Genomic DNA, 26,417 nt, shown 5'->3' with positions numbered 1-26,417 from the left:
CGGGGACAAGAGCATGAAGACAAGAAGACACCTTCTGCGTACGGCCGGACTGGTGGTGGTGACCGCGTTGGCGATGACCGCCCTGCCGGCGCTCACCACACCGGCGACGGCCGGACCACGCCCCGCACCGACGGCCGACCCGATCACCGGCGCGGCCCCGCAGGGCGGCTCCAGGATGGCTGTCCAGGCCGTCGAGCCCGGGCCGGCAATCACCCGCAGCGAGATACTGGCCCGGGCGCGCACCTGGGACGAGGTGCCGTACAGCCAGGAGAAGTACTACAACGGCTACCGGACCGACTGCTCGGGATACGTCTCGATGGCCTGGAACCTGCCGGACAGCCTGAACACCGGCAACCTCGACCAGGTGGCCAACCGGCTGTCGTCCTACAACGACCTGCGCCCCGGCGACATCCTGATGTACCACATCGACAACCCCTGGGAGGGGCATGTCGTGATCTTCGGCGGCTGGGTCGGTGCGGTCGGCGGCAACTTCTACATCCACGAGCAGACCCCGCCGCACACCAAGCACCGAACCTGGTCGGCCGCCGGATACAGCCGCAGCCTCTACAAGCCGTACCGTTACAAGAACGTCGTCGACGACGTCACCAACTCCGGCGTCGGCGCGGTCTACCACGACGGCATGCTGCGGACGTTCGCCCGGGGCGCCGACGGCGCTCTCTGGCAGTACTACTGGGACGGCACGGCGTGGCGTACGCAGGACCTCGGCCGCGCCATCACCAGCGGCCCGTCCGCGCTCGTGGACGGCGCGACCCTGCGGGTCTTCGCTCGCGGCACGGACGGCGCGCTGTGGCAGAACTACCTGGTCGACGGTCACTGGACCTGGCAACGGATCGGTGGCGCGATCGTCGGCCAGCCGGCCGCGGCGATCTACGGCGGCATGCTCCGGGTGTTCGCCCGGGGCACGGACGGCGCCCTGTGGCAGTACTACTGGAGCGGCGGCGAGTGGAAGACCCAGGATCTCGGCGGCGGCATCACCAGCGGGCCCACGGCCGTCGTCCAGGGGAACACCCTGCGGGTCTTCGCACGGGCCGCTGACGGCGCGCTGTGGCAGAACTACCTGGTCGACGGCCACTGGACCTGGCAGGACCTGGGCGGCCTGATCACCAGCGCGCCGTCGGCGGTGATGCACGGATCCGTGCTCCGGGTGTTCGCCCGGGGCGCCGACGGCGCGCTGTGGCAGAACTACTACACCGAGGGCGCCTGGACCTGGCAGGACCTCGGCGGGGCGATCACCTGATCAGCGGGTAGCCCGGTGCGGTCCTCCGCCGCCCGTTCCAGGGCGACGAGCCGGACCAATTCGTGCAGCCGGTAGCAGACGCCGCCGGGGGACCCTCCCCCGGCGGCGTCGAGCAGCCTGGCGTCGAGCAGCCGGTCGGCCAGCCGCTCCGCGGTCGCCATCGGCAGACCGACCACCTCGGCCAGCAGAGCCGAGGTGAACTCGGTGCGACCCGACGCCGCCAGCCGGGCCATCGCCTGGCGCTCGGCATCGTCCAGACCGGTGAAGCTCGAGGCCAGGGCGGTACGGACGTCCAACCCACCGGTGGCCAGCCGGTCGAGGCGACCCTGCTCGTCGCGGAGCCGGGTCGCGCAGGCCAGTAGGGGCCAGCGACGACGTCCCGCCAGCCAACCGCCCGCCGCCCGCAGGGCGAGCGGCAGACCGCCGCAGTGCTGCGCGATCTCGGCCGCGGCCGCCGGCTCAGCCTTCGTCCGGGCGCGACCGGCCACCGCGGCGAGCAGCGCCACCGCCGCCGCAGGCGGTAGCACGTCGAGGTCGACCCGGGTGTGGCAGTCCAGCCCGGTGAGCATCCGCCGGCCGGTCACCAGGACGGCGCCACGAAATCCCGGCGGCAGGGCCGCGCGTACCTGGTCCTCGTCGACGACGTTGTCGAGCACCAGCAGGGCCCGTCGGTCGGCGAGAGTCTGGCGCAGCCGCGGGTCGGGCAGCGCGCCACCGTGCAGCGGGTCCGGCTCCGGCAGGCCGACGAAGTGCACGCCGTCCGGATAGTCCGCGGCGACCGTCTGCGCGACCGTCACGGCCAACGAGGTCTTGCCGACGCCCGCCATTCCGGAGACGGCGGCAACCACCATCCCACCCGCCGGTGTGCCCAGGCTCCGACGCAGTCGCCGGACCTCCGCGTCCCGCCCGATCAGCGGGCTGACCACGGGCGGCAGGGCTCCCTCCGACGCCGGTGTCCCATCGGCCGCCAGCACCTCGCGGTGCAGTCGTTGCAGCACCGGGCCGGGTTCGATGCCGAGTTCGGTGCGCAGAGCCTGGCGCCCCTCCCGGAAGACGGCCAGCGCGTCCGCCCGACGACCCACCTGCCACAGCGTCCGGATCAGCTGTTCCCGCAGCCGCTCCCGCAGGGGGTGTGCGCAGACCAGCTTGGACAGCTCGCCGACCAGCTCGTGCAGGCGGCCCAGGCGCAGCTCGGCGGCGACGCGGTCCTCGATCGCGGTGAGCCGCAGCTCGTCCAACTGGGCACCGTACGCGCGCAGATAGGGACTGTGCAGGCCGTCAAGCGCGGGGCCACGCCACAGCTTCAGTGCCCGGCGCAGCCGGTCGGCCGCGACCTCGTCGTTGCCGGCCGTGGCCGCCGCCCGCCCCTCGGCCAGCAGCGCCTCGAAACGGTGCGCGTCGCAGCGCTCGGGCGACAGCGCGAGCCGGTAGCCCGGCGCCTGTGTGACGATCGTTTCGGGGTGGCCGATCATCCGGCGCAACGCCGAGACGTACGTCTGCACCAGTGCCTCGGCGGTCGCCGGCGGCTCCTCCCCCCACACCGCGTCCACCAGCCGCGCGGTGCTCACCACGCGGCCAGCGTTGAGCGCGCAGGCCGCCAGCAGCGCCCGCTGTTTGGCTGCGGTCAGCGGCACCGGCCCCTCCGCCAGCACCACCTCGACCGAACCCAGTACCCGTACCTCCATGCCCGCCCCCCAGCGTCACACCTAAGTAGACGGACAGCTTGCGGTGATCACCTGACTCCGGGCTGGAGGGTCGCTACCCGTAGCGCAGCCGTACTAAGGTCCCCATCCGTGGACTTCGCTGCGCTGCTCAGGGCGTACCGGGAATCGGCCGGTCTGACCCAGCGAGAACTCGCTGACCGCAGCGGCCTGAGTGCCGCCGCGATCTGTGACCTGGAGCAGCGGCGTAGCCGTACACCACGAAGCGGGTCGACTCGCGCGATAGCCGTCGCGCTCGGCCTGAACCAGGCCGAGGCCAGGGCCTTTCGCGCCGCCGCCGGTTCGGCCCGGCCGGCGGCGCGTACGGCCGATCCGCACGCGCCAGTCGGAGTGTGTGTGCTCGGGCCGCTGGTGGTGCATCGGGGCACGACCGAGGTGGCGCTGGGCACCGGACGGCATCGGGTGGTGCTCGCCCGGCTCGCGCTCACCCCGCGCGTCGCGGTACCCCGCGACGAGCTGATCGACCTGCTCTGGGGCGACCGGGTGCCGCCCTCGGCCGTCAATCTGGTGCAGACACATGTGAGCCGGCTGCGCCGGCTGCTCTTCCCGGGCGCCGTCGTGTTGACCGCCGGCGGTTACCGGCTGGACCTGGGCGGCGACGACGTCGACCAGGCGAAGTTCCGGGCACTGACCGGCGCCGCGCGGACGGCCGACCGGCCGGAGGCCGCGCTCACCGTGCTCGACCAGGCGCTTGAGCTGTGGCGCGGAGAGCCGTGCGCGGACATCGAGGAGGTGCGGGGACACCCGGCCGCGGCAGCGTTGCAGGAGGAACGGGCGAGGGCCGCGGTGTGGCACGCGGACCTGGCCGACGCACTGTCCCGCAGCGACCTGGCGCTGCCGAGGCTGACCGCGGTGGCCCACGGGCGGCCACTCGACGAGCCACTGCACGCCCGGCTGGTCACCGCGCTGGGCGCGACCGGTAGGCGGGCGGCAGCGCTCTCCGCCTACCACGACATCCGGCGACGGCTCAGCGAGGAACTCGGTGTCGACCCGGGGACCGAGCTGGTGGAGGCGTATCGGGCGGTACTGCGACAGGAACCGGACGAGACGGCGGCGGTGAACGCGACGCCCCGCCCGTGGCAGGCCCCCGCGCCGCCCGCCGACTTCACCGACCGGACCAACGAGGTCACCACCCTCCTCGAGCTGCTGTCCCTACAGCCGGCGCCGGTCTGCCTCGTGTCCGGGGTGGCCGGAGTCGGAAAGACCACGCTTGCGCTGCGGGTGGCGCAGTTGGTCCGCTCCGCGTACCCGGACGGCCAGCTCTACATCGACCTGGCCGGCGCGGGGGCCCGGCCGATCTCCCCGGCCGAGTCGCTGGCGCGCTTCCTGCGCGCGCTCGGTGTCGAGGACCGCCGCGTCCCCAAGCACCAGGAGGAACGTGCCGGGCTCTTCCGGAGCATCGTCGCCGAGCGACGGGTGCTGGTGATCCTGGACAACGCGCGGAACGCGGCGCAGATCCGCCCGTTGTTGCCCGGCGCCGGCGGCAGCGTCGCCGTCGTCACCAGCCGGTGGCGGCTGCCCGACCTGGCCGGGGCTGCCGTCATCGACCTGGTGCCGTTCTCGCCGGACGAGGCGGTCAGGCTGCTCGCGGCGACCGCCGGCGCCGAGCGGGTGGCCGCGGAGCCGGAGGCGGTCGCCGAGTTGACCAGCGCCTGCGCGGGGCTGCCGATCGCGCTGCGGGTGGCCGGCGCACGCCTGGCCAACCGCCCGGCGTGGACGGTTCGCGACCTGGTGGACCGGCTGGACGACCAGCGTGGCCGGCTTGCGGAGTTCCAGGTCGGTGACGTCGGCGTCGCGGCCAGCTTCGCGCTGAGCTATCTGGAGCTTCCGGTACGCACGGCTCGCGCCTTCCGGCTGCTGGCTCTGCTGCCCGGCACCGACTTCGGCGCTCCGATCGCTGCCGCCGCCCTCGGCCTCGACGTCCCGGACACCGTGCGTGAGCTGGACGACCTGATCGACGCGAACCTGCTCCAACCGGCCGCCGACGCCCGCTACCGCTACCACGACCTGCTCCGGATCTTCGCTCTCGGGCGGGTGGACGCCGAGGAGCCCACCGACCGGCGGGCCGAGGCGCTGCGGAAGATGCTCGACGGCTACCTCGGCCGGGTGGCCGCTGCCGCTGATCTGATCTACCCGAGCATGGTCCGACTGCCGGTGTCGGGCGCGGACGTCGGCGCCTTCCGCGACGCCGCCGATGCCACCGCGTGGTTGGACACCGAGCTGCCCGCACTCGTCGCGGCGGTCGAGGAAGCGGCCGCGCGAGGGGCCCACCGTGCGTACGCCTGGCAGTTGGCCGACCAGTTGCGGGGCTACTTCTTCGTCCGCCGGCACTCGCACGCCTGGTTGGCCACCGGGCGGGCCGGCCTGGCCGCCGCCGAGGCGGCCGGGGACGGACGAGGTCGGGCGGCGATGCACCAGACCATCGGGCAGGCACTCTGGTCGGTCGGTCAGGCCGTCGAGGCGCTGACGGAGTACGAGCGTGCCCTGGCCCTCGCCGAACGGCACGGGTGGTCGGAAGGAGAGGCGTACCTGCTGCACAACATCGGCCTGGTGCAGAAGTTGCTGGGCCGACTTCCGGAGGCCCGGTCGTGGTATCAGCGGGCGTTGACCGTCAGCCGGGCGTACGGCTGCACCCATGTCGAGGCGGCCACCCTCAACGACCTGGGCACGATGCTTGTCGACGAGGGCCGGATCGAGGACGGGGCCGCGCTGTTCGCGGCGGCCCTGCGGATCAACGAGGGCCGGCCAGCCGGTCGGCAGTCCGCCGCGGGCAACCGATCGAACCTGGGAATGACGCTGCGGATGCTGGGGCGGATGACGGAGGCCCGGGAGCACCTGCGGGAGGCGTTGGCCTATTTCGTCGAGGCCCACTCACCAACCGGCCAGCTCTGCGTGCTGGACGAGTTGAGCCAGATGCACGCGACGCTCGGCGAACACGACGCCGCGGTGGACACGGCCCGTCGGGCGCTGGCGCTCGCCAGGTCGACCCGGGACCAGCGGACCCAGGCGGAGTTGCTGCTGACGCTGGGGAACGCGCTGCTCAGCGTGGAATCGCTGGCCGAGGCGGAGCGCTGCTTCGTCGAGGCGTACGCCCTGTGCGAGCAGCTGAGTCATCCGATGCCACGGATCCGGGCCGGCCTCAAGCTGGCCCACGTCGAGGTGCGGACCGGACGGGAAGCCGAGGCCGTGCGGCGGGCGCGAACCATGCGCGAGGAGGCGGTGACGGCCGGCTTCACCACGCTTGCCGAGGAGGCCGATCAGATTCTGGGCACTGCCGTGCGCTGAGCACTCACCGGCGCGGCCCGGGCGGTGGGCGCAGGTGTCAGTGAGCCCGGCCCTGGCGAAGGAATGCGGACAGCAGTTGCCGGAACTCGTGCGGGTGCTCGATCGCCGGCACGTGCCCGCATCGGGCGAGCACGTGCAGACGGACATCGGCGAGGTGTTCGAGCAGAGGCCCGGTTGCCGTCCCGAGCGGGGTGACGCGGTCCTCGTTGCCGTGCACGAGCAGCACGGGCGCACGGACCGCGGCGAGGGTCCGCGGCGAGAGGGTCAGATCGTCGACCCATCGTGCCCTGGGTGCGGGAAACAGTGACGCGAAGGCTGCCGCTCCGGCCCGCATCGCGGTCGCACGGGCATCGACTGCCGCCTCGGTCACGAGCGCCTGGTCGAGGACGAGGCGACTCAGCATGTCTCGTGCCCCGGCGGGGTCGGCGGGGGCGGCCCAGAGCGCGTCGAGATCGGCGGAGAGCGGGGCGCCCGGGGCGCCCATCGTCGCGACGGCCACGACACGGGTGACCCGCTCGGGGCGCGCGGCCGCCAACGCCAGCGCCACGGCACCACCCATGGAGTGCCCCACCACGGCGTACTCCTCGACACCGAGAGCATCCATCAGACCGGCGGCCTGCTCCGTCCACAGTGCGAGCCCGCCCCGGGACCCCGCCGGGACGGGTGTGCTGCCGAAGCCCGCCTGGTCCGGGGCCACCACGTGCCAGGACGTGCCCAGCGCCTGCGCCGTCGTCGCCCAGGCTCCGGACCCGGTCGTACCGGGTCCGGAGCCGTGCAGCATCAGCACCGCGGGGCCGGCACCGCTCTCCAGGACGTGGACGGGACAGTCGTCGACGGTGACGGTCCGACGTGTCGTCACCGGGGCAGGCCGGACGTGCTCATGCCGATGCGGGGTCGACGGACTTCGAGAAGACCTCCATCATCGCCCGGCCGAACTGCGGCATGTCGGGCCATCCCCGGCAGGAGACGAGGTTGCCGTCGACCACGTCGGGAGCGTCGATGACCGTCGCGCCCGCGTTCTCCATGTCTCCGGTGATGGGCGGGAAGCACGCGGTCTTGCGGCCCTTCAGGAGCCCGTACACCGCTGGCACCTGCGCGCCGTGGCACACCAGCGCGATGGGCAGGTTGCGGGCGAAGAAGTGCTCGGTGATGCGCCTGACCTCGGCGTCGACCCGGATCCACTCGGGAGCACGCCCGCCGGGAATGATGAGGGCGTCGTAGCGCTCGACGTCGACGTCGGCCCAGGGCACGTCGACCGGCAGCTTCCGGCCGTTCTTCTCCACGTAGGCGTCGGAGTTGGGGTCGAACTCGTGGATCACCAGTTGCACGTCACGCATCGTCCGGGACGAGACGTCGACGTCCCAGCCGCCCTCCTGCACGCGGTAGTAGGGATACATGGTGTCGAGTTCCTCGGCTGCGTCGCCGGTCAGGAGCAGCGCTCTGGGCACCTGCTTCTCCTCGCATGTGGGGGCTGGGGTGGTGGATCCAATCCGATCCGATTCGGTGGCGATAGCATTCCTCGACCCAGCCCGCCCGTCAAGCCTTCGTCGCCATTGCGTCGGCGCCCTCGACCTCGTCGAACAATCGACGGAACCGCTCGCCGGACCGCAGGATGTGTCGACGCATCGCGTAGGCGGCGGCGTCCGGGTCACGCGCGGCGATCGCGGCCACCACGTCCTCGTGCTCAGCCATGGCCAGGTGGGTGACCTGGGTGTCGTGGTGCAGCCGGAAGAGGTGCACGTGGCTGTGCAGGCGGGCGAGCACCTCACGGATGACCTGGTTCTCCGCGCTCAGGGCGACGAGATCGTGGAAGGCGGCGTCACGGAGCCCGAAGGCGCCGTAGGCCGTGGGCCCGTCGCCCCCCTCCAGCTCCGCCATCTCCTCGAGCATCCGCCGCAGGCCGGCCACCTGATCGGCGGACGCGCGTTCGGCGGATCTGCGCGCCGCCGCGGGCTCGAGTAGCAGGCGAACCTCGAGCATGTCCTCGAATCGGTGCCGGGTGATCTGCGGAGGGATCCGGTAACCGGCGTGGGGTACCCGCACGACCAGACCCTCGGCCTCCATCCGGTTGAGAGCGTCCCGGATCGGCGTCTGCGAGACCCCCAGCTCTCGCGCCAGGACGTCGATCGTGACGCGGGAGCCAGGCTCGATCCGTAGCGACATCAGCTGTCCGAGCAGCGTGTCGTACACCTCGTCGGCAAGTCGGCCGCCGGCTCTTCCCGGTGACGTTCCACCCGTCACGGCCCGCCGGCCCCGCGAGACCATCGCTTCGTCGTCCATTGTGACGTGAGGTCCTCTCTTACGCCTTCGGGAACCTGTTGACATCAGTCACCCCACTGCGACATGCTGACGCCCCCGCACGATCGTATAGGAAAAGTGTCGGACGACCGCCATCCTGCACCACCGCGGAACCACCGCCACTGCTCTACTCCGATCACCTGGAGCGTCCGTGAGCAAGCTCGACGGCATGGCGACCCGGTACCTCGCGGCGCACTCGTGACGCCGGTCCGCGGGTCGTCCCCCGCGACAGCCCGGCGACACGTCTGAACAACCAGGTAACTGCTCGGCGAAGCACATAGCGAGGCTTAGAAGTTCCTACCCAGAAAGCAGGCAAAAATATGCGGTATACCCAGCGAACAGGGCGAGCGTCCGGTACCGGACGAAGGGTGCAACTGGCGGCGGCGGCCATGCTGCTGCTGGCCACGACCGTGACGGCTTGCGGCGACAGCAAGGACGACGGCGAGAAGGCGAGCGCCCCCAAGGCGCCGGCGGCCATCCCGGAGCTCACCAAGGACCCGCTGACCCTCAGCTTCATCTGGTTCGACTGGCCTCCCGCCAAGGCGCTGGAAGCCTTCGCGAACGCGGAGTACAAGAAAGAGCGGCCGAACGCGACCATCAAGGTCAACACCGTGCCGAACGCGAACTGGCACGACGCCATGTTCACCCAGTTCGCCGCGCGCAAGACCGACTTCGACATCGCGATCCTGGACTCGCAACACATCGGCGAGGCCGTGACGAACGGCAACATCCTCGACCTCACCGACTTCGTCAAGAGCAATATCGAGGTCGCTGCCTACGACCCCTACCTGCTGGCGGCCTACGGCCAGTTCCCCCAGGCGGAGACCGGCAAGCGCGACGAGAACGCCAGCCTGTACGGGCTGCCGCTGCTCGGCGACACCTGGACGATGATCTACCGCAAGGACCTGATCGGCGACAAGCCGCCGCAGACCTGGGACGAGATGATCGCAGCCGCCACGAAGTGCCAGGCGGACAACCCCGGCGTCAGCGGGCTGGCCTTCCACCAGGCCAACGGCTCCGACGCCGCAGCCGTCACCTACAACACCGTCAACGGCGTCTACGGCGGCAACCTGTGGGACGCCAAGGCGCGCAAGATCGACGGTGTCCTCAACGACGCTGCCGGCCAGGAGGCGATGGACGTCCTGGTCAACAAGATGAAGCCGCTGACCGCCAAGGGCTCCGGCAACTGGTTCATCGACGAGGTGAACGCGGCCGTCGCCCAGGGCAAGGCCTGCATCGCGTTCAACTGGATCGCCGCGAGCGGCGGCCTGCTCGACCCGAAGCAGTCGACGCTCGGCACCACGCGGGAGCAGATTCTCAGCAAGCTGGGCTTCGCCACCCTGCCGAGCCAGAAGACGAACCTGGTCCCGCTCGGCGGCATGGGGATGCACGTGTCCGCCTACTCGGCCAAGGACAACCAGGCCGAGGCCCTGAACTTCATGAAGTGGTTCGAGCAGGCTGACATCCAGAAGAAGTGGGCCGCGGCCGGTGGCGTGCCGTCGCGTACGGACGCGATCCAGTCACCCGAGTTCCTCAACGCCGGGCCGTTCAACAAGGTGTACGCCGACTCGGTCCCGCGGATGCGGGACATGTGGAACGTGCCCGAGTACGCGCGTCTCGTCGACATCGAGAACACCAACGTCAACGCGGCTCTCAACGGCGCGAAGAAGCCGAAGGACGCGCTCGACGACATCGCCAAGGAGCAGCAGAGCGTGCTCGACTCCAGCAGCCGTAAGGGCGGCGGCGGACTGTGAGTGACGCCCCTCTGACGACGGACCGTCCCGGGCAGGTGGCGTCCACGACGCCACCTGCACCGGGTCGGTCCCGGCGGCTGACCGACCGCGGGCTCGCCGTGGCCTTCACCTCCCCCGCGCTGCTGCTGTTGCTCGCCATGTCGGTGTTCCCGTTGCTGTGGGCGCTGTACCTGTCGTTCACCGACTACTCGGCCACCCGTGGTGGGCCCGCGGAATTCATCGGGTTCGGGAACTACACCGCGATCCTGACGTCGGCGCAGGTCCACCAGAGGGTCCTGACCACGGTGATCTACGTGATCGGCGCGGTCGGCCTGCAGACCGTGCTCGGCTTCACCATCGCCTACCTGATCTCCCGGCGCACGCACGGGCGAGGAGTGCTGACCACGCTGTTCCTGGTGCCGATGATGCTGTCACCGGTCGTGGTCGGGCTGTTCTGGCGGTTCATGCTCGACGCGCAGTTCGGCGTGGTCAACAGCATGCTCGGCTCGGTCGGCCTGGGGCAGGTGGAGTGGCTCACCCGGCAGCGGACGGCCCTGGTCTCCCTGATCGTGGTCGACACCTGGCAGTGGACGCCGTTCATCATGCTCATCGCGCTCGCGGGCCTCACCGCGGTTCCCAAGTACCTCTACGAGGCGGCCTCGATCGACCGGGCGTCCGAGTGGTTCAAGTTCCGCACCATCACCCTTCCACTGGTGTGGCCGCTGCTCCTCATTGCCGTGATGTTCAGGGCGATCGAGGCCTTCCGGTTGTTCGACCTCGTCTACATCCTCACCAACGGAGGCCCGGGAGTCTCCACCGAGACGCTGTCGTTCCACGTCTACAAGGTCGCGTTCCTGGGCTTCAACACCGGAACCGCCTCGGCGTACGGAATCCTCATGGTCCTCGTCGTCATCGTCCTCACGCAGTTCTACCTGCGCTACCTGAACAAGCTCAAGGAGGACTGATGGCCGTCTCCGTCGACGAGGCCGTGTCCACAGGTCCTGCCCGGGACCACTCACCCCCCACACGCCGCCGGGGTGGCCGGGGCCGCTCCGGGTTGGAGGTCGCGCTGCTGGTCCTGCTGGCCGTCGTGATGCTCTTTCCGGTGCTGTGGATGATCGAGACGTCAATCAAGGAGAACCGGGACGTCTACGCCATTCCGGCCAAGTTCTTCGGCTTCCAGGTCACCCTGGAGCACTTCAAGGACGTGTTCGTCGCTCCCGGCGGCGGTCGCTCGGCCCTGTCCGTCTCGTTCCTCAACTCCGCCGTGGTCGCCGGGGTCTCCACGGTGCTGGCCACCGTCCTGGGGGTGCCGGCGGCCTGGGCCTACTCACGCTTCGCCGTGAAGGCCAAGAAGGACCAGCTCTTCTTCATCCTGTCCACCCGCTTCATGCCGCCGGTGGTCGTCGTGATCCCGATCTTCCTCATGTACCGCCAGGTCGGGCTCATCGACAGCAAGCTCGGTCTGATCCTCATCTACGCCGCGTTCAACGTCCCGTTCACGATCTGGATGATGAAGGGCTTCGTCGACGAGGTGCCCGCGGAGTACGAGGACGCCGCCATGCTCGACGGCTACACCCGGTTGCAGGCGTTCTGGCGGTTCACCCTTCCCCTGCTCGTGCCCGGCATCGCCGCGACGGCGGTCTTCGCACTCATCTTCTCCTGGAACGAGTTCGTGTTCGCCATCTTCCTCACCTCAAGCGACGAAGTGCGGACGGCACCACCGGCCATCGCCGGGCTCATCGGTGGCACCACCACGGACTGGGGCCTCGTGGCCGCCGCCTCCGTGGTGTTCGCCCTGCCGGTGCTCGTCTTCGCGTACCTGGTCCGCAAGCACCTCATCGCCGGTGTGACGCTCGGGGCGGTGCGACGCTGATGGCGGGCATCGAGGTAACCGCGTTGCACAAGCGCTACCCGGACGGGACGGTCGCGGTCGAACACGTGGACCTGTCCATCGGCGACGGCGAACTGTTCGTCATGCTCGGCCCGTCGGGTTGTGGCAAGACGACCACGCTGCGGGCCATCGCCGGCCTGGAGAGGCAGACCTCGGGCGACATCCGCATCGGTGACACGCTCGTCAACGACCTGCCGCCCGCCGAGCGCGACATCGCCATGGTGTTCCAGTTCTACGCCCTCTACCCGCACCTGAGGACCCGCGACAACCTGGCGTTCCCACTGCGGGCCGAGGGGCTGCCCAAGTCCGAGGTGCAGGAGCGGGTCGCCGAGGCCGCCCGGCTGATGCGCCTCGAGCCGCTGCTGGACCGGCGACCGCGTCACCTGTCCGGCGGGGAGCAGCAGCGCGTCGCGCTTGCTCGTGCCCTGGTGCGACGACCACGCGCATTCCTCATGGACGAACCCCTCACCAACCTGGACGCGGAGCTGAGGGCGGACATGCGGACGGAGATCAAGCACCTGCAGGGGGAACTCGGCACGACGATGGTCTACGTCACCCACGACCAGGTCGAGGCGATGTCGCTCGGTCACCGGATCGCCATCCTCAACAAGGGCCGCGTCGAGCAGATCGGCACCCCGCTGGAGGTCTACGACCGCCCGGCGAGTCTCTTCTGCGCCGCGTTCATCGGCTCTCCGCCGATGAACCTGGTCGAGGTGGAGGTGGCCGACGGGAAGCTGCGCGGTCAGGGCGGGTTGGTCCTCACCCCACCGCCCGGCCTGCCCCGCGACCGTCGCCTGGTCGCGGGCGTCCGCCCGGAGGCGCTCGAAGTCACCGCACCCGGGGCGGAGCACTCGGTTCCGGCCCGCGTGGTCTCCGCGGAGTGGCTGGGCGACGAGATCATCTACGTGGTCGACCACAGCGGTGAGCGCGACGTCCGAGTGCGGATGCCACCGACTGTCCGTTTCGCCGCTGACGCATCGGTCGGGCTGCGGCACACCGGCGGGACCCCGGCGGTCTACGACGTGAGCACGGAAGAGCTGGTGGCCTGATGGGAACCGTGGCAGCACAGGGGCTGAAGAAGTCCTTCGGCAAGGTCCAGGCCCTGGACGGGGTGACGCTCGACGTGCCGGACGGCTCGTTCTTCGTCGTCCTCGGGCCATCCGGGGCGGGCAAGACGACGACCCTGCGGGCGATCGCCGGCCTGGAGAAGCTCGACGCCGGGTCGGTGCACCTGGACGGGCGGGACGCCACCGGGGACACCCCGGCCGCACGGGACCTGGCCATGGTCTTCCAGAACTACGCCCTCTACCCGCGGCACACGGTGTACGACAACATCGCGTCGCCGCTGCGGGCACGCCGCTGTTCGTCGAGCGAGATCGCCACCGCCGTCGAGCGGATGTCGAACCTGCTGCACATCGAACGGCTGCTGCAACGGCGCCCCGCGCAGTTGTCGGGCGGTGAGATGCAGCGGGTCGCCCTGGCCCGGGCGCTGGTCCGCAGCCCGCGCGCGTTCCTGATGGACGAGCCGCTGACGAACCTCGACCTCAAGCTCCGCGTCGAGATGCGCACCGAGCTCACCCGCATCCACCGCAGCCTCGGCGCGACCTTCGTCTACGTGACGAACGACCAGGTCGAGGCCCTGTCCATGGCCGATCAGGTAGCGGTCCTCAAGGAGGGGACCGTGCAACAGGTCGGCACACCGACCGAGGTGTACGAGCGGCCCGCCAACAAGTGGGTCGCCGGGTTCGTCGGGAGCCCGCCGATCAGCCTGCTCGCCTGCCGCGCCGAGGGAGATCGCCTGGTCGGTGCGGACGGCTGGACGTTGCCTCGGCCCCACTGGAGCACTGCCGAGGAGGGTCGTGCGCTGCTGCTGGGCCTCCGCGCGGAGGACCTGTCCGTCGAGCAGCGTGGGCACGCGTCACTGTCGGGAGAGCTCTACGGGCTCGAGCCGCTCGGTGACCGGACGGTGGTCGACGTCCGAGTGGGAACGGAGATCCTCAAGGTGAAGGCACGACCCACCGTCACCGGTACGCCGGGCGAGCAGCTGCACGTCACGGTCGACCTGGACCGTGCGCACCTGTTCGACGCGGACACCGGGCTGTCGTTGTCCGAGGCGGGGCGGTAACCGCGCCGGGCGGTGACGGGACCAGGCGTCCGCACCTGGCGGTACAGCCTCGACGGACCGTCGCCGCCCGGCGACCTCACCCCGCCGAGCGCGGGTGACCCGTCCGTCCACGCGCACCGCGCGATGGTGCGGGCACGCCGGACATCAGCAAGAAGATCACAGGAGGCGGCGCAGTGAGTGACCCGATGAACGTCCTGGCCCCCGAGCACCGGCGGCTCCGGATCGGCGACGCCTGGCGCGACGCCGCGAGCGGAGCCACCTTTGCCGTCGAGGACCCGGCCACCGGCAAGACCATCGCCGAGGTGGCGGACGCCGACGTCGGCGACGGGCTCGCCGCGTTGGACGCGGCGAGCGCGGCAGCGGCGCAGTGGGCGGCGACCCCGCCGCGGAAACGGTCGGAGTTGTTGACCGCGACGTACCGGGCCCTCACCGAGCGATCCGAGGAGATCGCCCGGCTGATCACGCTCGAGATGGGCAAGCCGCTCGCCGAGGCTCGGGCGGAGGTCGCGTACGGCGCCGAGTTCTTCAGGTGGTTCGCCGAGGAGGCGGTACGCGTCGAGGGCCGCTACAGCACCGCTCCCGCCGGTGGGTACCGCGTCCTCACCGTGCCCAAGCCGGTCGGACCGTGTGTCTTCGTGACGCCCTGGAACTTTCCGTTGGCCATGGGTGCCCGCAAGATCGCTCCGGCGCTGGCCGCCGGCTGCACGACGATCACCAAGCCGGCCGGTCAGACGCCCCTCACCATGCTGTTGCTGGCCCGCATCATGGAGGAGGTCGGCGTACCCCCGGGGGTCGTCAACGTGGTGACCACCAAGCGCTCCGGCGCGGTGGTCTCCACGCTGCTCGCCGACTCCCGGACCCGCAAGCTCTCCTTCACCGGGTCGACCGAGGTCGGGCGCGTGCTGCTCCGCCAGGCTGCGGACAACGTGCTGCGTACCTCGATGGAACTGGGCGGCAACGCGGCCCTGATCGTGTGTGCGGACGCCGACCTGGACGTCGCTGTCGACGGCGCGATGGTGGCCAAGATGCGCAACATCGGGGAGTCCTGCATCGCGGCCAACCGGATCTACGTCGAGGAACCGGTGCGCGAGGAGTTCACGGCGCGCTTCGCCGAGCGGATGGGGGCGCTGTCGGTGGGCCATGGGCTCGACGACGGCGTGGACGTCGGGGCGTTGATCGACGAGGCCTCGGTCGACACGATCGACGACCTCGTCGCCGACGCGGTCGGTCGTGGCGCCCGGGTCCTGGTCGGTGGCGAGCGTCCGGACGGGCCGGGCCACTTCTACCCGCCCACGGTCCTCGTCGACGTGCCCGACGACGCGCGGATGCTCAAGACCGAGATCTTCGGCCCGGTGGCGCCGATCATCTCGTTCACGTCCGACGACGAGGTGCTGGCGAAGGCCAACGACACCGAACACGGCCTGGTCGGATACGTGTTCACCCGCGACCTGGGGCGGGCGCTCCGGTTCGCCGAGGGGTTGGAGACGGGGATGATCGGCATCAACCGTGGTCTCATATCGGACCCGTCGGCGCCGTTCGGAGGCGTGAAACAGTCCGGGATCGGCAAGGAGGGGTCGCACGAGGGCATCCTCGAGTACCTCGACGTCACCTACGCGGCGATCGACCTGCCCTGACCGGCCTCCGGCTCTGAGCGCACGCCCCGCACATCGTCGCCGACGTTCCGAGAGAGGCACCGACATGCTTGAGACCGTCCGCGGACCACGCCAGCTCATAGTGGGCGAAGGGGTCGCACAGAACATCCCCCGAGTGGTCGCCGAGAGTGGCTCGCGGGTCCTCATCGTGACCGACCGGGTTCTGCTGGGGCAGCCGGGCGTGGCCGGGATCGTCGCCGCCGTGCGGGAGAAGGTCGACGTCGTCGAGGTGTTCTCGGACGCCACCCCCGATGTGCCGCTGACCGATGTCGCCCTGGCCGTGTCGGCCGCCGCCAAGGTGGACGCCGACGTGATCCTCGCGATCGGGGGTGGCACGGTGATCGACCTCGCCAAGATTGTCGGCGTCATCCGACGTCACGGTGGCACGCCGCGCGACTTCTACGGCGAGTCGAAGGTGCCCGGGCCGACGATCCCCCTCGTGGCGGTCCCGACGACGTCCGGCACCGGCTCCGAGCTGACACCCGTCTCGGTGTTGACCGACCCGGACCGCGCGCTGAAGGTGGGGGTCTCGAGCGTCCACATCGTTCCCGACTTCGCCATCGTCGACCCCGAACTCACCTACACCTGCCCGGCCACCGTCACCGCCCACTCCGGCATCGACGCGTTCTGTCACGCGGTGGAGAGCTACACCGCGCGACCCCGGCCCCACGGCCCGCGCGACCCGGTGGAACAGGTCTTTCTCGGCCGCAACCCGATCACCGACCACTACGCGCTGCTGGCCGCGGAGCGCATCGCCCGGAGCCTGCGTCGCGCGGTCAGGAACGGCGGCGACACGGAAGCTCGCGCGGACATGTCCTACGGGTCCATGCTCGCCGGGCTCGCCTTCTCGCACGCGGGCAACGCTGCCCCGCACGCTCTCCAGTACCCCATCGGCGCGGCCACGCACACGCCGCACGGCCTGGGCGTCGGGCTGCTCCTGCCGTACGCGCTGCGCGCGGCCGGGGACGCCGTCGACGACCGGTTGGCCGCCCTCGCCAGGGTGTGCGGGCTCGACGTGACCGACGCCTCGGACACCGAGGCGGCCGAGGAGTTCCTCACCTGGCTCGACGGGCTCCTCGCCGACATCGGCATCCCTCCCACCCTGGCGGACATCGGGGTGGCCCGCGCCGACCTACCCCGCTTCGCGGAGATGGCAAGCGGCGTCACCCGCCTGATCCAGAACCACCCTGGTCCGACCGACACCGCAAGCCTGACCGCGATCCTCGAAGCGGCCTGGACCGGGGACCGGAGCCGACACGTCCTGACGGACGACCGCCGCTGACCCACCGCCATCGAAACGGACCGACCGACCAACCCCACCGGCTGACCCCGGCGGCCTAGGATCAACAATCTGCAAGCGAAGTGCGGGAGCAGAGAAAGCGGACCGAGAGCGCGTTCGCGCCTTGGCACCGTCCGAGGTACCGGGGGACCAACTCATGGCATGGCGTCCTGCACGGCTGATCGCCGTTCTCACCGCGTCCCTGATCGCGTGCGGTCTCGTCGTCGCGCCGCAGGCGGCGTCGGCTCCGGCCGCCGCAGCGGCCACGCCCGACACCTTCACCAACCAGGACGTCGGGTTCGCCGAGTCCAGCCTGATGCCCCACGTGGACAGCGACCAGGAGGTCGCACGGCACCTCGACAAGATGGCCGAGTTCGTGCCCGGGCGGTCGCCGATCGTGCGGGTGTGGTTCGACTGGTGGTACGTCGAGGGGGCCCCGGGTGAACTACGGTGGGACCGCGTCGAGCGCCAGGTGGCAATGGCGCGGGCCCGCGGTATGCGGGTGATGCTGATGTTCGGCCTCTCCGCGCCCTGGGCCAACGGCCACCGCAACGACGAGAAGCAGCCGGAGCTGTGGCTCCCACTCCGTGACGAGGACTGGCGGAGCATCATCGACCGCACCATGGCGCGCCTGACCGCGCCGGACGGAACGCCACTTATCGACGCCTTCGAGGTGTGGAACGAGCCGAACCTGACTGGTTTCGGCAAGTGGGACGGCAACGGCGACGGCACGTTCGACAGCGCCGACTACGACGCCATCCGGTTGCGGTACTGGCAGCTGGTCGATGTCGCCTACCGGGCCGTGCACGCACGATGCGCGAGCTGTGTCGTGGTGGCCGGTGGGTCCGGCGGGCTCCATGAGATGACGGGGCACCCGGACCGGACGTCTTCGGCCTGGCTCGACTGGGCGTACGAGAACGGTTTCGGCAACTCGTTCGACGCGGTGGCCCACCATCCCTACTCGGATTTCCACGCCGCCGACGAGCCGAACTGCGCCCAGCCGTGGCTCAACGCATTCGGCCCGCCATACCCCGACGCGCAGGGCCGGCTCTGCGGCGAGCTTGCCCGGCTTCACGACGTCATGGTCCGACATGGTGACACGACGCGGAAGATCTGGGCCACCGAGTGGGGCTACAACATCGGCAAACGCGGCGATCTCAACCAGCCCGCCGCGTTGTTCCGGGACTGGATGGTCAACGGAATCAAGCTCTGGCGCTCATTGCCGTACACCGGGCCGCTGTTCCTGTTCACGTTCAGCGATGTGTCGGGGTGCCCCGGTGAACCGGCGTGCGAGTACGGCATCGTCGACGAGGAGTACGTCCCGAAGGACCAGGAACTCTATGACGCGGTTTCCGACACGCTGACCTACCCGGACTGGCGGCCCTCGTTCACCTCTGCGGGTTCGGGCATCGGCGGCTTCGATCTGAACAAGACGCAGGACCGGATCGTCGCCTTCGACTACCTGCACCGGGGGAAACTCGATCACCTGCTGATCTACCGGCCGGGCACCGGCATCGTGTGGATCGTCGAACGCAGACCCGACGGGACCTTCGCGCCCGTGTTCACCTCCACGACCGGCATCGGGGGCTTCGACCTCAAGGGGCCACAGGACCAGGTGATCGCCTACGACTACTACCACACCGGCAAGCTGGACACGCTCGTGCTCTACCGGCCCGGACAGGGCGCGGTCTTCATCGTCACCCGCGCACCCGACGGCACCATGTGGCCCGTACACCGCAGCGCCTCCGGCGGCATCGGCGGCTTCAACCTGAACAAACCGCAGGACCGGATCGTCGCCTTCGACCACCAGCACACCGGCAACCCCGACCACCTGGCGCTCTACCGGCCCGAAACCGGCATCCTGTTCGTCGTCCAACACCGACCCGACGACACCTTCGCGGCCGTGTTTCGGGCACGTCAGGGCGTGGCAGGGTTCAACCTGGGGGACGCCTCGGACCAGATGATCAGCTACGACATGGACCACGAGGGTCGCCCGGACCGGCTCCTGATGTACCGACCCGGCGACGGCGACGTCGCCATCACGGGTCCGTAGGTCTCCTCGCCGGGGCGCGGCGTCACCCGCATTCGAAGCGCTAGCCGCCGGTCGCCTCACGCTGGATCCGCTCGAACTGTGCGGCCATCGCGGCGGCCAGGGCCTGCGCTGCGGACAGCGGACGAACCATGCGCTGGCCTCGTCAGAGGTCCTCGGTGATCGTTTCTACCCAGGGGGAGTCGAGGTCTCGGTCGCCGAGCGTGGGATCAATCCTGGTCATGTTCTCCAGGAAGGTGGCGCGGAAGCGGTCCACTTCGGCGTGGTGGTGTTCGTGCTCGTGCAGAGGAGCGGTGTAGTGCGGTTCGGGGTATGCGCGAAGCAGTTCGACGGCCGCACGCCACCGCCAGGCGATCTCCACAAACGCCGCCACGGAGGAGTTGAAGTAGCACACGGCCGGGTGATAGAGGTTCGGGTGGTAGGGGCGCAACTGTTCGGGGATGTCATCGGTGGTCAGCGGCCGACCTCGGATGCCCAGCACGCGTCCGGTACCAGCAACAGCTCCCACGCGAATCGAGAGGTTGGTGTCGAAGGCGGCTCCGTAGACGCCTAGGAGATACAGCCTGTGATCTGCTGAGATGAGCCGACGTTCGAGATCGCCAGCGACGTTGGGCGTCAACGCCGGGCTCGTCTCGGCCTGCGGCGCTGCGCGTAGCAACGGACCGACAGGCAGGCCGAACCTCCGCAGCGTCAAGCGATCTGACGTCGGCAGATCCCACTGATCAGTGACCGCACCGAATCGAACCTGAGCCTGTAACTCGATCAAGGAGGACAGCGGCGCAGCGAGCATGGCCACCATTGCGTCGTGCAGGCTTGGCACCTCGGCAACCCCATCTTCGGCTGGAAGAGAATCGTAGCCGCCGCCCTGTTCCTCGACCGCCCACGGGCGGGCCCGTCGGCGGGCCACCCAGCGTACGGCTCGTCCACCGTCCACCGGCCCGTCGTCCTCTTCGGATCCCTCCGCCAACGCCGCCACCGGGCCCAGGTGATGTTCAGCCGCCACGCCATGATCACGATCCCCTGCTGGAGTACTAGGCTCGGCGGATGTCCGAGCACCGGCCCTTGCCGCTGTGGGCGGGACGCACGGCCGCGCTGCTGGGCATCGTGCTCGTCGCACTCACCCTGCGCCAGGCTGTCGCGGCGATATCGCCGATCCTCGACGACATCCGGGTGGACATCCCGATATCGGACATCGGCGTCGGGCTGCTCGGCACGTTGCCTCCGATCCTGTTGGCGACGTCCGGGTTCATCGCGCCGCGCGTCGCCCGCGGCCTCGGCCTGGACGGCGGCATCATGCTCGCGCTGCTACTCATGACCCTTGGCCATCTCGTGCGCGCCGTCGCCCCGGGCTTTGCGGTGCTGCTCGTCGGCAGTGTCGTCGCGCTCGCCGGGACGGGCATCGGCAACGTCCTGCTGCCGCCGATCGTGCGGCGCTACTTCCCCGACCGGGTAGCGCTGTTGACCGCCGTCTACGTCTGCGTCGTGGGCGTGAGCACGGCCGTGCCCGCTGCGGTCGCCGCTCCGGTCGCCGAGCGGATCGGCTGGCGGTTCTCGCTGGGTATCTGGTCGGTGACCTCGGTGGTCGCGCTCGCTCCGTGGCTCGTCGTCGTCGCGCGCGAGCGCCGCAAGCGACTCTCGGACGACGTCGCTGGCGGGTCCTCGCCTCCCGCCGTCGTCAGGCGACTGTGGCGGTCACGCGTGGCCCTGTCGATCACCGTCGTGTTCTCGACAAGCACGATCTGCACCTACGCGGCTTTCGCGTGGCTGCCCGAGATCCTCGGCGACGTCGCCGGCGCGACACCGACCGAGGCCGGCGTGCTGCTCGCCGTCACCGGCATCATCAGCGTGCCCGGCGCACTCATCGCGCCTCTGCTCGTCGCGCGGCTGCGCAACGTCGGTTGGCTGATCGCCGCCGGAATCGCGAGCTTCGTGCTTGGCTACCTCGGCCTGCTGCTCGCACCCGTGACACTCACACTGCTCTGGGTGCTGCTCATCGGTTCGGGGTCGATCCTGTTCCCGGTCTGCCTCGTGCTCATCAACGTTCGCACCCGATCCCAGGGCGGCACCGTCGCGCTGAGCGGCTTCGCCCAGGGCGTCGCGTACGCGCTCGGCGCGCTCGGTCCGCTGCTCGTCGGGCTGCTGCACGACGCGAGCGGCGGGTGGACCCTCCCGCTGCTGTTTCTGCTCGCTGTCGCCCTCGTGTCGACCATCCCGGCGATCACGCTCGCCAGGCCCGCGTTCGTCGAGGACGAGCTCGCCCGCTGACGCACCCATCCGCCGATGCCGCCACCGAACCCGGGCGATGAACAGCCACCACGCCCGCCCGCGCACGTCGCAGACGAAGTCCGGTGGGGCCACTACCATCCGAGCGTGGCTCACGTTGCCCAGGTTCGCCGACCGTACCCGCTGCTCGCCGCCCTGGCGGTCCTGGTGGCGCTCGGTGCCGCCACGGCCTGGGCCGTCGGTGACACGCTGGGGTTGAGCCACTCCCCCGCCGCCGTGCCGCGCGAGGAGACCGTCGCCGCACCAGCACGGACGCCCGCGCCGGTCCCGCCGTTGGCGTCCCTCGTCGTACCCGACGATGTGCGGGTCAGGAAGGCGGCCGCCGCCGTCGCCGACGCGGTCGTCCTGCGCGGTCTGCCCCGGCCGGTGCTCGCCCCGGCGAAGCCGGGCGGGTCCGCGACGGCCGTGTCGGGCACCGGGGCGGTTCGGGACCTGTCGGCGGTGACCACGCTACGCGCGGGCGTGCTGGCCACCCTGAGCGCGTCGCCCGAGTCGTACCGGCTGGACGTGCGCGGCGCCGAACTGGCCGTCCAGGGCGGCGACGTCGCGGGCGTGACGGCCGGGTTGTACCGGCTGGCCGACCGGATCCGCTCCGGTGCCGACGTGCTCCCCGCCGCGGATGCGGGTCGGGTGGTCGTCCCCCGGCTCGGCCTGCGGTTGACCGACGCGGGTTCGGTGGGGCGCGAGCCCGACCCGGCCGTCTTCGCCGCCGGCGACGACTACGGCCTGAACACCGACGTGGTCAGGTCGGCGGTGCTGCCTGACGCGCCGTGGGTGGACGCCGACGCGGTGGCCCGCATCGACACCCAGTTTCGGCAGTTCGTCGACCACTCCGTGGCGCAGGGGTTCAACGGCGTCGTCGTGCCCGGCTTCCTGGAGTACGTCACCTTCGCGAGGGTCGGCGACGGGCGCGCGGTCTACCCACCCGGCGACCCGCACGTCGACCGGGCACGGGCGATGGTCGCGGCGTTCGGCCCCGTCTTCAGGTACGCCGAGGACATGGGCGTGCGCGTCTTCCTGCTGACCGACATGCTCGCGGTGTCGCCGCCGTTGCAGGCGTACCTGATCCGGACCGTCGGCGGCCTCGACGTCGCCGACCCTCGATTGTGGGCCATCTACCAGGCCGGGCTGGCCGAGCTGTTCGAGACCATGCCGTTCGTCGACGGTCTGATGGTCCGCGTCGGCGAGGGTGGCGAGGTGTACGCGGGGACCGGCTGGGACTACTCGTCGCGGCTCGCGGTCACCACGGCGGCGTCCGTCCGCGCGATGCTGCGGGCGCTGCTGGACACCGCGGGCCCCGCCGGGAAAGAGATCATCTTCCGTACGTGGACGGTGGGCGTCGGCGCGGTCGGCGACCTGCACACCAACCCCGACTCGTACGCCCAGGTCCTCGACGGGCTCGACGACCCGCACCTGATCGTGTCCACCAAGTACGCGCTTGGCGACTTCTACAGCCACCTACCGCTGAACACCACCCTGCTCGGTGGTGGTCACCGCCGGATCGTGGAGTTCCAGGCCCGGCGCGAGTTCGAGGGGTTCGGCTCGCTGCCCAACGACCTCGGCCCGCTGCACCGCCAGGCGCTGCGCGCGTTCCTCGCCGCCAACCCGAACGTCGAGGGTGTCTGGAACTGGACCCAGGACGGCGGGCCACTGCACGCCGGGCCCATGTCGCTGTACCTGCGCGCCGGGTTCTGGCAGCTCTACGACCTCAACACGTACGCCGTCGGCCGGCTGGCCGGGGATCCGGACACCGACCCGGCGCAGGTCACGGCGGACTGGGCGTACCGCACCTTCTCCGGCGACCCAGACACCGTCGCGGCGATCGGGCAGGCCATGGCGCTGTCCCGGCAAGCGGTCACCAAGGGCCTCTACATCGGCCCGTACGCCGACCGGTCGGTGCGGGCGCTCGGGCTGGAACCGCCACCCATGATGTGGATCTTCGAGTGGGACATCCCGACCGGTGACTCCGCCGCGTTGAGCAGCATCTACGCGGTGACCGGCGGTCGGGTCGACGAGGCGATCGAGGAGGGCACGGAGGCCGTGGTGCTGGCCCGACGCATGCGCGACGTGGTCGCCGCGACCAACCCGGCGACCTGGCGGGACGCCGAACTGCGCGGGCGCTTCACCGCGACGCTCGACTACCAGGTCGACCTGTTCGAGACGCTCAGCGCCTACCGGACCATGGTGCTGCGGCACGCGCAGTGGTTGGACACGGGTGCCCCGGCGGCCCGGCACGACTGGCGGCTGGCCACCGCGGCGTACCGGGACGCACGCGACGCGCACCGGCAGCGCTACGGCGCCGACCTGGACCTGCCCGCGTACAACTTCACCGCCGCCGACCTCGGCGCACAGCGCGCCGACCGGGACCCGGCGATGGCGTGGGCGGCCCGGGTGCTGCTCGGCGCGATCCTGCTGGTTGTGCTGCTCGGCCGGTACGGGCGCGGGTTCGGGGCAGCCGCCGCACGCGGGTTGCTGCTCGGCGCGTTGCGGCCCTGGCGGGTCGCCGCGCTGCCGACGCCCGGGACGCGGGCGGACCGGGTGTTGGTGTGGCTGGTCCCGGGCGTGGTGCTGGTGGCGAGCCGGCTCGTGTCGACCTGGTTCGCCGCACCGGCGCACCTGCTGCTCACGGTCGGTGGGTGGGCGCTGTTCGCCCTCGTCGTACGCCTCGTCGTCGGCCGCCGTGATCCGTTCCACCTGTGGGCCGTGGTCGGCGGGGTCGCGCTGCTGCGCAGCGTGCTGCTGCTGGCGGCGCTCGCCGGACGCGGACCGGGCGGGTACTGGTTCGCCTTCTGGACTGAGCCGGGGCTGCGGGCGGCGTACGTCACCGTCGCGTTCGCGGCGTTCGGCTGGCTGTTCGTGGCGGTCGCCGTGGTTCTGCGGGACCGGTACGGTCTGCGCCGGCGCAGCGCTGTCGGGCTGACCCTCACCGCCGCCGGTGTGCCCCTCGGCGTGCTGTCCGCGGTGGTCGCGGCGGTGGGCCTGGAACGCGCGCTGACGGTGTGGAACGACCAGCTCGCGCTGCTGCCCTGGGGCCTGTCCCGCATCCTCGGCATCACGGTCCACCTCGGCGTCCCCACTCAACTTCCCGCCTACACGGCCGCCGCCGGAACCGCGCTGGCCACCGCCGGCCTGCTCCTGTCCCTCGGCCGGGGCGGGCCGGAGCCTCAGGCGCACCGGGTCGAGCCCTGTTCAGCCAGTCCGTCAAGAGGGGAACCGTGTCGCTGAGGGTGTCGACACAGTGGTGTGCGGCGGTCAGTTCGTGGGCGGGGTGTGTGGTGCGGACGGCGATGACCGTCATGCCGGCAGCCCGGGCCGCTTCGATGCCGGCGGGAGCGTCCTCGACGACGAGGCAGTTCGCCGCGGTGGTCTCGAGAAGGTGCGCCGCGCGCAGATAGCATTCGGGGCCGGGCTTGCCGCGCCGGACCTGGCTGCTGTCCACCAGAACGGGAGGGTCCGGCAGCCCGCCCGCGCGCAGCCGCTGCAGCACCGTCGACGTCCGGCCCGATGTCACGACACCCCACAGGTGACCGTCGAGCAGCCTCAACACGGCCGCGGCGTCGGGGTAGACGGGGAAGGCGTCGCCTTCGGCCGCCATGATCTCTCGGACGAGCGAGTACTCGGTGTCAGCGTCGAGGTGCGGGGCCACCACGGTGATGGTGTCGACGGGCCGGCGGCCGTGGGTGTGGGACCAGACGAGGTCCGGGTCGAGGTGGCGCAGCGTCGCCCACCGGCTCCAGATCCGGCGGTATGCCGGGTAGGAGTCGACGAGCACGCCGTCGACGTCGAACAACACCGCGGACTGGAGGGACATCAGATCACCGGGCTCTGCAGCCTGTCGATGGTGGCAGCGGCCTGGCCGGCGATGTCGCGGAGCAGGCGGGCGGCGGGCGAGACGTCGCGGACGAGGCCCACGGACTGGCCGGCGTACAGGGCCATGGCGGCCAGGTCACCGGTCATCCCGGGCAGCGGCATCAGGTCCTCGTATCGGCGATGGCCCTTGCCGGACGCGTCAGCGGCGACGACGTCACCCTCGCCGGGCCGCAGTGGGGCGGGCGGCGAGCCGGCCGCCTGCCAACGCCGCAGGGTCGTGTTGCGCAGCGCGCGATGGGTGGCGTTCGGCCATCCGCCGTCGAAGCAGAGAGTGTGCGCGGTGTCCGCCGCGGTGGCCGCGATCAGGTGCTGCCGGTACACCTCATGGGTGGCTGCTTCGGTGGCGGCGAGGAAGCGGGTGCCAAGCATGGCGGCCTGGGCGCCGAGCGCGAGCGCGGCCGCCACGCCGCGCCCGTCCGCGATCCCACCGGCGGCCACGACCGGCACCGGCCCGACCGCGTCGATGACGGCCGGCACCAGTGACATGGTTGTCGTGCCGCCGCGGACGTGACCGCCCGCCTCCCACCCTTGCGCCACCACGACGTCCACGCCGGCCGTGACGGCGTGTACGGCCTCGGCGAGGTCACCGATCGTGTGCAGGTGCAGCGCGCCGGCCTGCTCGATCCGGCCGTGCACCGGCGACGGGTCGCCCCAGAAGGTGGAGATGATCGGCAGATTCTCCTCCAGGCACACCGCGAGCAGATCGTCCACCGGGAAGTCGAGAACCAGGTTCGCGCCGAACGGCCGGGTGGTGAGCTGCCGGGTCCGCCTGATGCTCCGCCGTGCCTGATCGGGGCCCTGCCAGGTCAACGCCAGCATGCCGAGACCGCCGGCCTGGGACACCGCCGCCACCAGTTCCGGTGCGGCGGCGGAACCCACAGGCGCCTGAATGATTGGCAGATCGACGCCCAACCGGTCACACAGCGCAGTGCGTAGTCGCCTCACGAAGCCTCCCCCGATCGCTTCGAA

The 26,417-nt window shown here is 70.8% G+C and carries 18 protein-coding genes and 1 pseudogene; 12 read left to right on the top strand and 7 right to left on the bottom strand.

The window, feature by feature from the left end:
- Positions 1-13 precede the first annotated feature (13 nt).
- Positions 14-1,258, top strand: coding sequence for a hypothetical protein (locus AB0C15_RS02080; protein ID WP_357347729.1), 1,245 nt, complete (start codon positions 14-16; stop codon positions 1,256-1,258).
- Here AB0C15_RS02080 and AB0C15_RS02075 read toward each other — a convergent pair.
- The gene (locus AB0C15_RS02075) at positions 1,207-2,943 is read right to left on the bottom strand and encodes a BTAD domain-containing putative transcriptional regulator (RefSeq protein WP_357347727.1); all 1,737 of its coding nucleotides are present in this window, start codon (positions 2,941-2,943) and stop codon (positions 1,207-1,209) included. The two genes, AB0C15_RS02080 and AB0C15_RS02075, sit on opposite strands and share 52 nt — an antisense overlap.
- 108 nt (positions 2,944-3,051) lie before the next feature.
- Here AB0C15_RS02075 and AB0C15_RS02070 point away from each other — a divergent pair, with 108 nt between their 5' ends.
- The gene (locus AB0C15_RS02070; protein WP_357347725.1) at positions 3,052-6,264 is read left to right on the top strand and encodes a BTAD domain-containing putative transcriptional regulator; all 3,213 of its coding nucleotides are present in this window, start codon (positions 3,052-3,054) and stop codon (positions 6,262-6,264) included.
- 37 nt (positions 6,265-6,301) lie between these two features.
- Here AB0C15_RS02070 and AB0C15_RS02065 read toward each other — a convergent pair whose 3' ends face one another.
- The 3 genes from AB0C15_RS02065 to AB0C15_RS02055 form a co-directional block, all read right to left on the bottom strand.
- Positions 6,302-7,123 (bottom strand): alpha/beta hydrolase, encoded by an 822-nt coding sequence (locus AB0C15_RS02065; protein WP_357347723.1) that lies wholly within the window; start codon positions 7,121-7,123, stop codon positions 6,302-6,304.
- Between the two features lie 19 nt (positions 7,124-7,142).
- A complete protein-coding gene (locus AB0C15_RS02060; protein ID WP_357347721.1) occupies positions 7,143-7,712 on the bottom strand; it encodes a DJ-1/PfpI family protein in 570 nt (189 codons plus the stop codon).
- 88 nt (positions 7,713-7,800) lie between these two features.
- A complete protein-coding gene (locus AB0C15_RS02055; protein ID WP_357347719.1) occupies positions 7,801-8,544 on the bottom strand; it encodes a GntR family transcriptional regulator in 744 nt (247 codons plus the stop codon).
- Between the two features lie 386 nt (positions 8,545-8,930).
- Between AB0C15_RS02055 and AB0C15_RS02050 the strand changes: the two genes are divergently transcribed.
- From AB0C15_RS02050 to AB0C15_RS02015, 8 genes are all read left to right on the top strand, one after another.
- The gene (locus tag AB0C15_RS02050) at positions 8,931-10,316 is read left to right on the top strand and encodes an extracellular solute-binding protein (protein ID WP_357347717.1); all 1,386 of its coding nucleotides are present in this window, start codon (positions 8,931-8,933) and stop codon (positions 10,314-10,316) included.
- On the top strand, positions 10,313-11,260 hold the full coding sequence (locus AB0C15_RS02045) for a sugar ABC transporter permease (RefSeq protein WP_357347715.1): 948 nt from the start codon (positions 10,313-10,315) through the stop codon (positions 11,258-11,260). Before AB0C15_RS02050 ends, AB0C15_RS02045 begins: the two co-directional genes overlap by 4 nt.
- The gene (locus tag AB0C15_RS02040) at positions 11,260-12,171 is read left to right on the top strand and encodes a carbohydrate ABC transporter permease (protein ID WP_357347713.1); all 912 of its coding nucleotides are present in this window, start codon (positions 11,260-11,262) and stop codon (positions 12,169-12,171) included. Before AB0C15_RS02045 ends, AB0C15_RS02040 begins: the two co-directional genes overlap by 1 nt.
- Positions 12,171-13,238, top strand: coding sequence for an ATP-binding cassette domain-containing protein (locus tag AB0C15_RS02035; RefSeq protein ID WP_357347712.1), 1,068 nt, complete (start codon positions 12,171-12,173; stop codon positions 13,236-13,238). Before AB0C15_RS02040 ends, AB0C15_RS02035 begins: the two co-directional genes overlap by 1 nt.
- Positions 13,238-14,314 carry an ABC transporter ATP-binding protein gene (locus tag AB0C15_RS02030; RefSeq protein WP_357347710.1) on the top strand — a complete coding sequence of 359 codons (1,077 nt, stop codon included), beginning with the start codon at positions 13,238-13,240 and terminating at the stop codon, positions 14,312-14,314. The genes AB0C15_RS02035 and AB0C15_RS02030 overlap by 1 nt, the downstream gene beginning before the upstream one ends.
- A gap of 173 nt (positions 14,315-14,487) precedes the next feature.
- Entirely contained in the window at positions 14,488-15,948 is a 1,461-nt protein-coding gene (locus tag AB0C15_RS02025; RefSeq protein WP_357347708.1) for an NAD-dependent succinate-semialdehyde dehydrogenase, read from the top strand.
- A 64-nt stretch (positions 15,949-16,012) separates the two neighbouring features.
- Positions 16,013-17,248 (top strand): iron-containing alcohol dehydrogenase, encoded by a 1,236-nt coding sequence (locus AB0C15_RS02020; RefSeq protein ID WP_357347706.1) that lies wholly within the window; start codon positions 16,013-16,015, stop codon positions 17,246-17,248.
- 154 nt (positions 17,249-17,402) lie between these two features.
- A complete protein-coding gene (locus AB0C15_RS02015; protein WP_357347704.1) occupies positions 17,403-19,298 on the top strand; it encodes a hypothetical protein in 1,896 nt (631 codons plus the stop codon).
- A 142-nt stretch (positions 19,299-19,440) separates the two neighbouring features.
- Here the strand turns inward: AB0C15_RS02015 and AB0C15_RS02010 are convergent, their stop codons facing one another.
- Positions 19,441-20,298 (bottom strand): SUKH-4 family immunity protein, encoded by an 858-nt coding sequence (locus AB0C15_RS02010; RefSeq protein WP_357347702.1) that lies wholly within the window; start codon positions 20,296-20,298, stop codon positions 19,441-19,443.
- 41 nt (positions 20,299-20,339) lie between these two features.
- Here AB0C15_RS02010 and AB0C15_RS02005 point away from each other — a divergent pair, with 41 nt between their 5' ends.
- Positions 20,340-21,560, top strand: a complete 1,221-nt coding sequence (locus AB0C15_RS02005) for an MFS transporter (protein ID WP_357347700.1) — start codon at positions 20,340-20,342, stop codon at positions 21,558-21,560.
- A gap of 105 nt (positions 21,561-21,665) precedes the next feature.
- Positions 21,666-24,803, top strand: a complete 3,138-nt coding sequence (locus AB0C15_RS02000; protein WP_357347698.1) for a hypothetical protein — start codon at positions 21,666-21,668, stop codon at positions 24,801-24,803.
- A 52-nt stretch (positions 24,804-24,855) separates the two neighbouring features.
- Here the strand turns inward: AB0C15_RS02000 and AB0C15_RS01995 are convergent.
- Together AB0C15_RS01995 and AB0C15_RS01990 are read right to left on the bottom strand one after the other, a co-directional pair.
- Positions 24,856-25,389: pseudogene (locus AB0C15_RS01995) on the bottom strand (HAD-IA family hydrolase); the annotation flags it as partial.
- Positions 25,389-26,393, bottom strand: coding sequence for a nitronate monooxygenase (locus AB0C15_RS01990; RefSeq protein ID WP_357347696.1), 1,005 nt, complete (start codon positions 26,391-26,393; stop codon positions 25,389-25,391). The pseudogene AB0C15_RS01995 and the gene AB0C15_RS01990, both read right to left, overlap by 1 nt.
- Positions 26,394-26,417 lie beyond the last annotated feature (24 nt).

Source organism: Micromonospora sp. NPDC048835 (assembly GCF_040649995.1).
Taxonomy (GTDB): Bacteria; Actinomycetota; Actinomycetes; order Mycobacteriales; family Micromonosporaceae; genus Micromonospora.
This window is presented reverse-complemented; position numbering and strand designations above follow the sequence as displayed.

What these genes read in the sequence shown, in the direction of transcription:
- AB0C15_RS02080 (WP_357347729.1), top strand. Translation starts at nt 14, where the DNA reads ATGAAGACAAGAAGACACCTTCTGCGTACGGCCGGACTGGTGGTGGTG.
- AB0C15_RS02075 (WP_357347727.1), bottom strand. Translation starts at nt 2,943, where the DNA reads ATGGAGGTACGGGTACTGGGTTCGGTCGAGGTGGTGCTGGCGGAGGGG.
- AB0C15_RS02055 (WP_357347719.1), bottom strand. Translation starts at nt 8,544, where the DNA reads ATGGACGACGAAGCGATGGTCTCGCGGGGCCGGCGGGCCGTGACGGGT.
- AB0C15_RS02040 (WP_357347713.1), top strand. Translation starts at nt 11,260, where the DNA reads ATGGCCGTCTCCGTCGACGAGGCCGTGTCCACAGGTCCTGCCCGGGAC.
- AB0C15_RS02035 (WP_357347712.1), top strand. Translation starts at nt 12,171, where the DNA reads ATGGCGGGCATCGAGGTAACCGCGTTGCACAAGCGCTACCCGGACGGG.
- AB0C15_RS02030 (WP_357347710.1), top strand. Translation starts at nt 13,238, where the DNA reads ATGGGAACCGTGGCAGCACAGGGGCTGAAGAAGTCCTTCGGCAAGGTC.
- AB0C15_RS02020 (WP_357347706.1), top strand. Translation starts at nt 16,013, where the DNA reads ATGCTTGAGACCGTCCGCGGACCACGCCAGCTCATAGTGGGCGAAGGG.
- AB0C15_RS02015 (WP_357347704.1), top strand. Translation starts at nt 17,403, where the DNA reads ATGGCATGGCGTCCTGCACGGCTGATCGCCGTTCTCACCGCGTCCCTG.
- AB0C15_RS02005 (WP_357347700.1), top strand. Translation starts at nt 20,340, where the DNA reads ATGTCCGAGCACCGGCCCTTGCCGCTGTGGGCGGGACGCACGGCCGCG.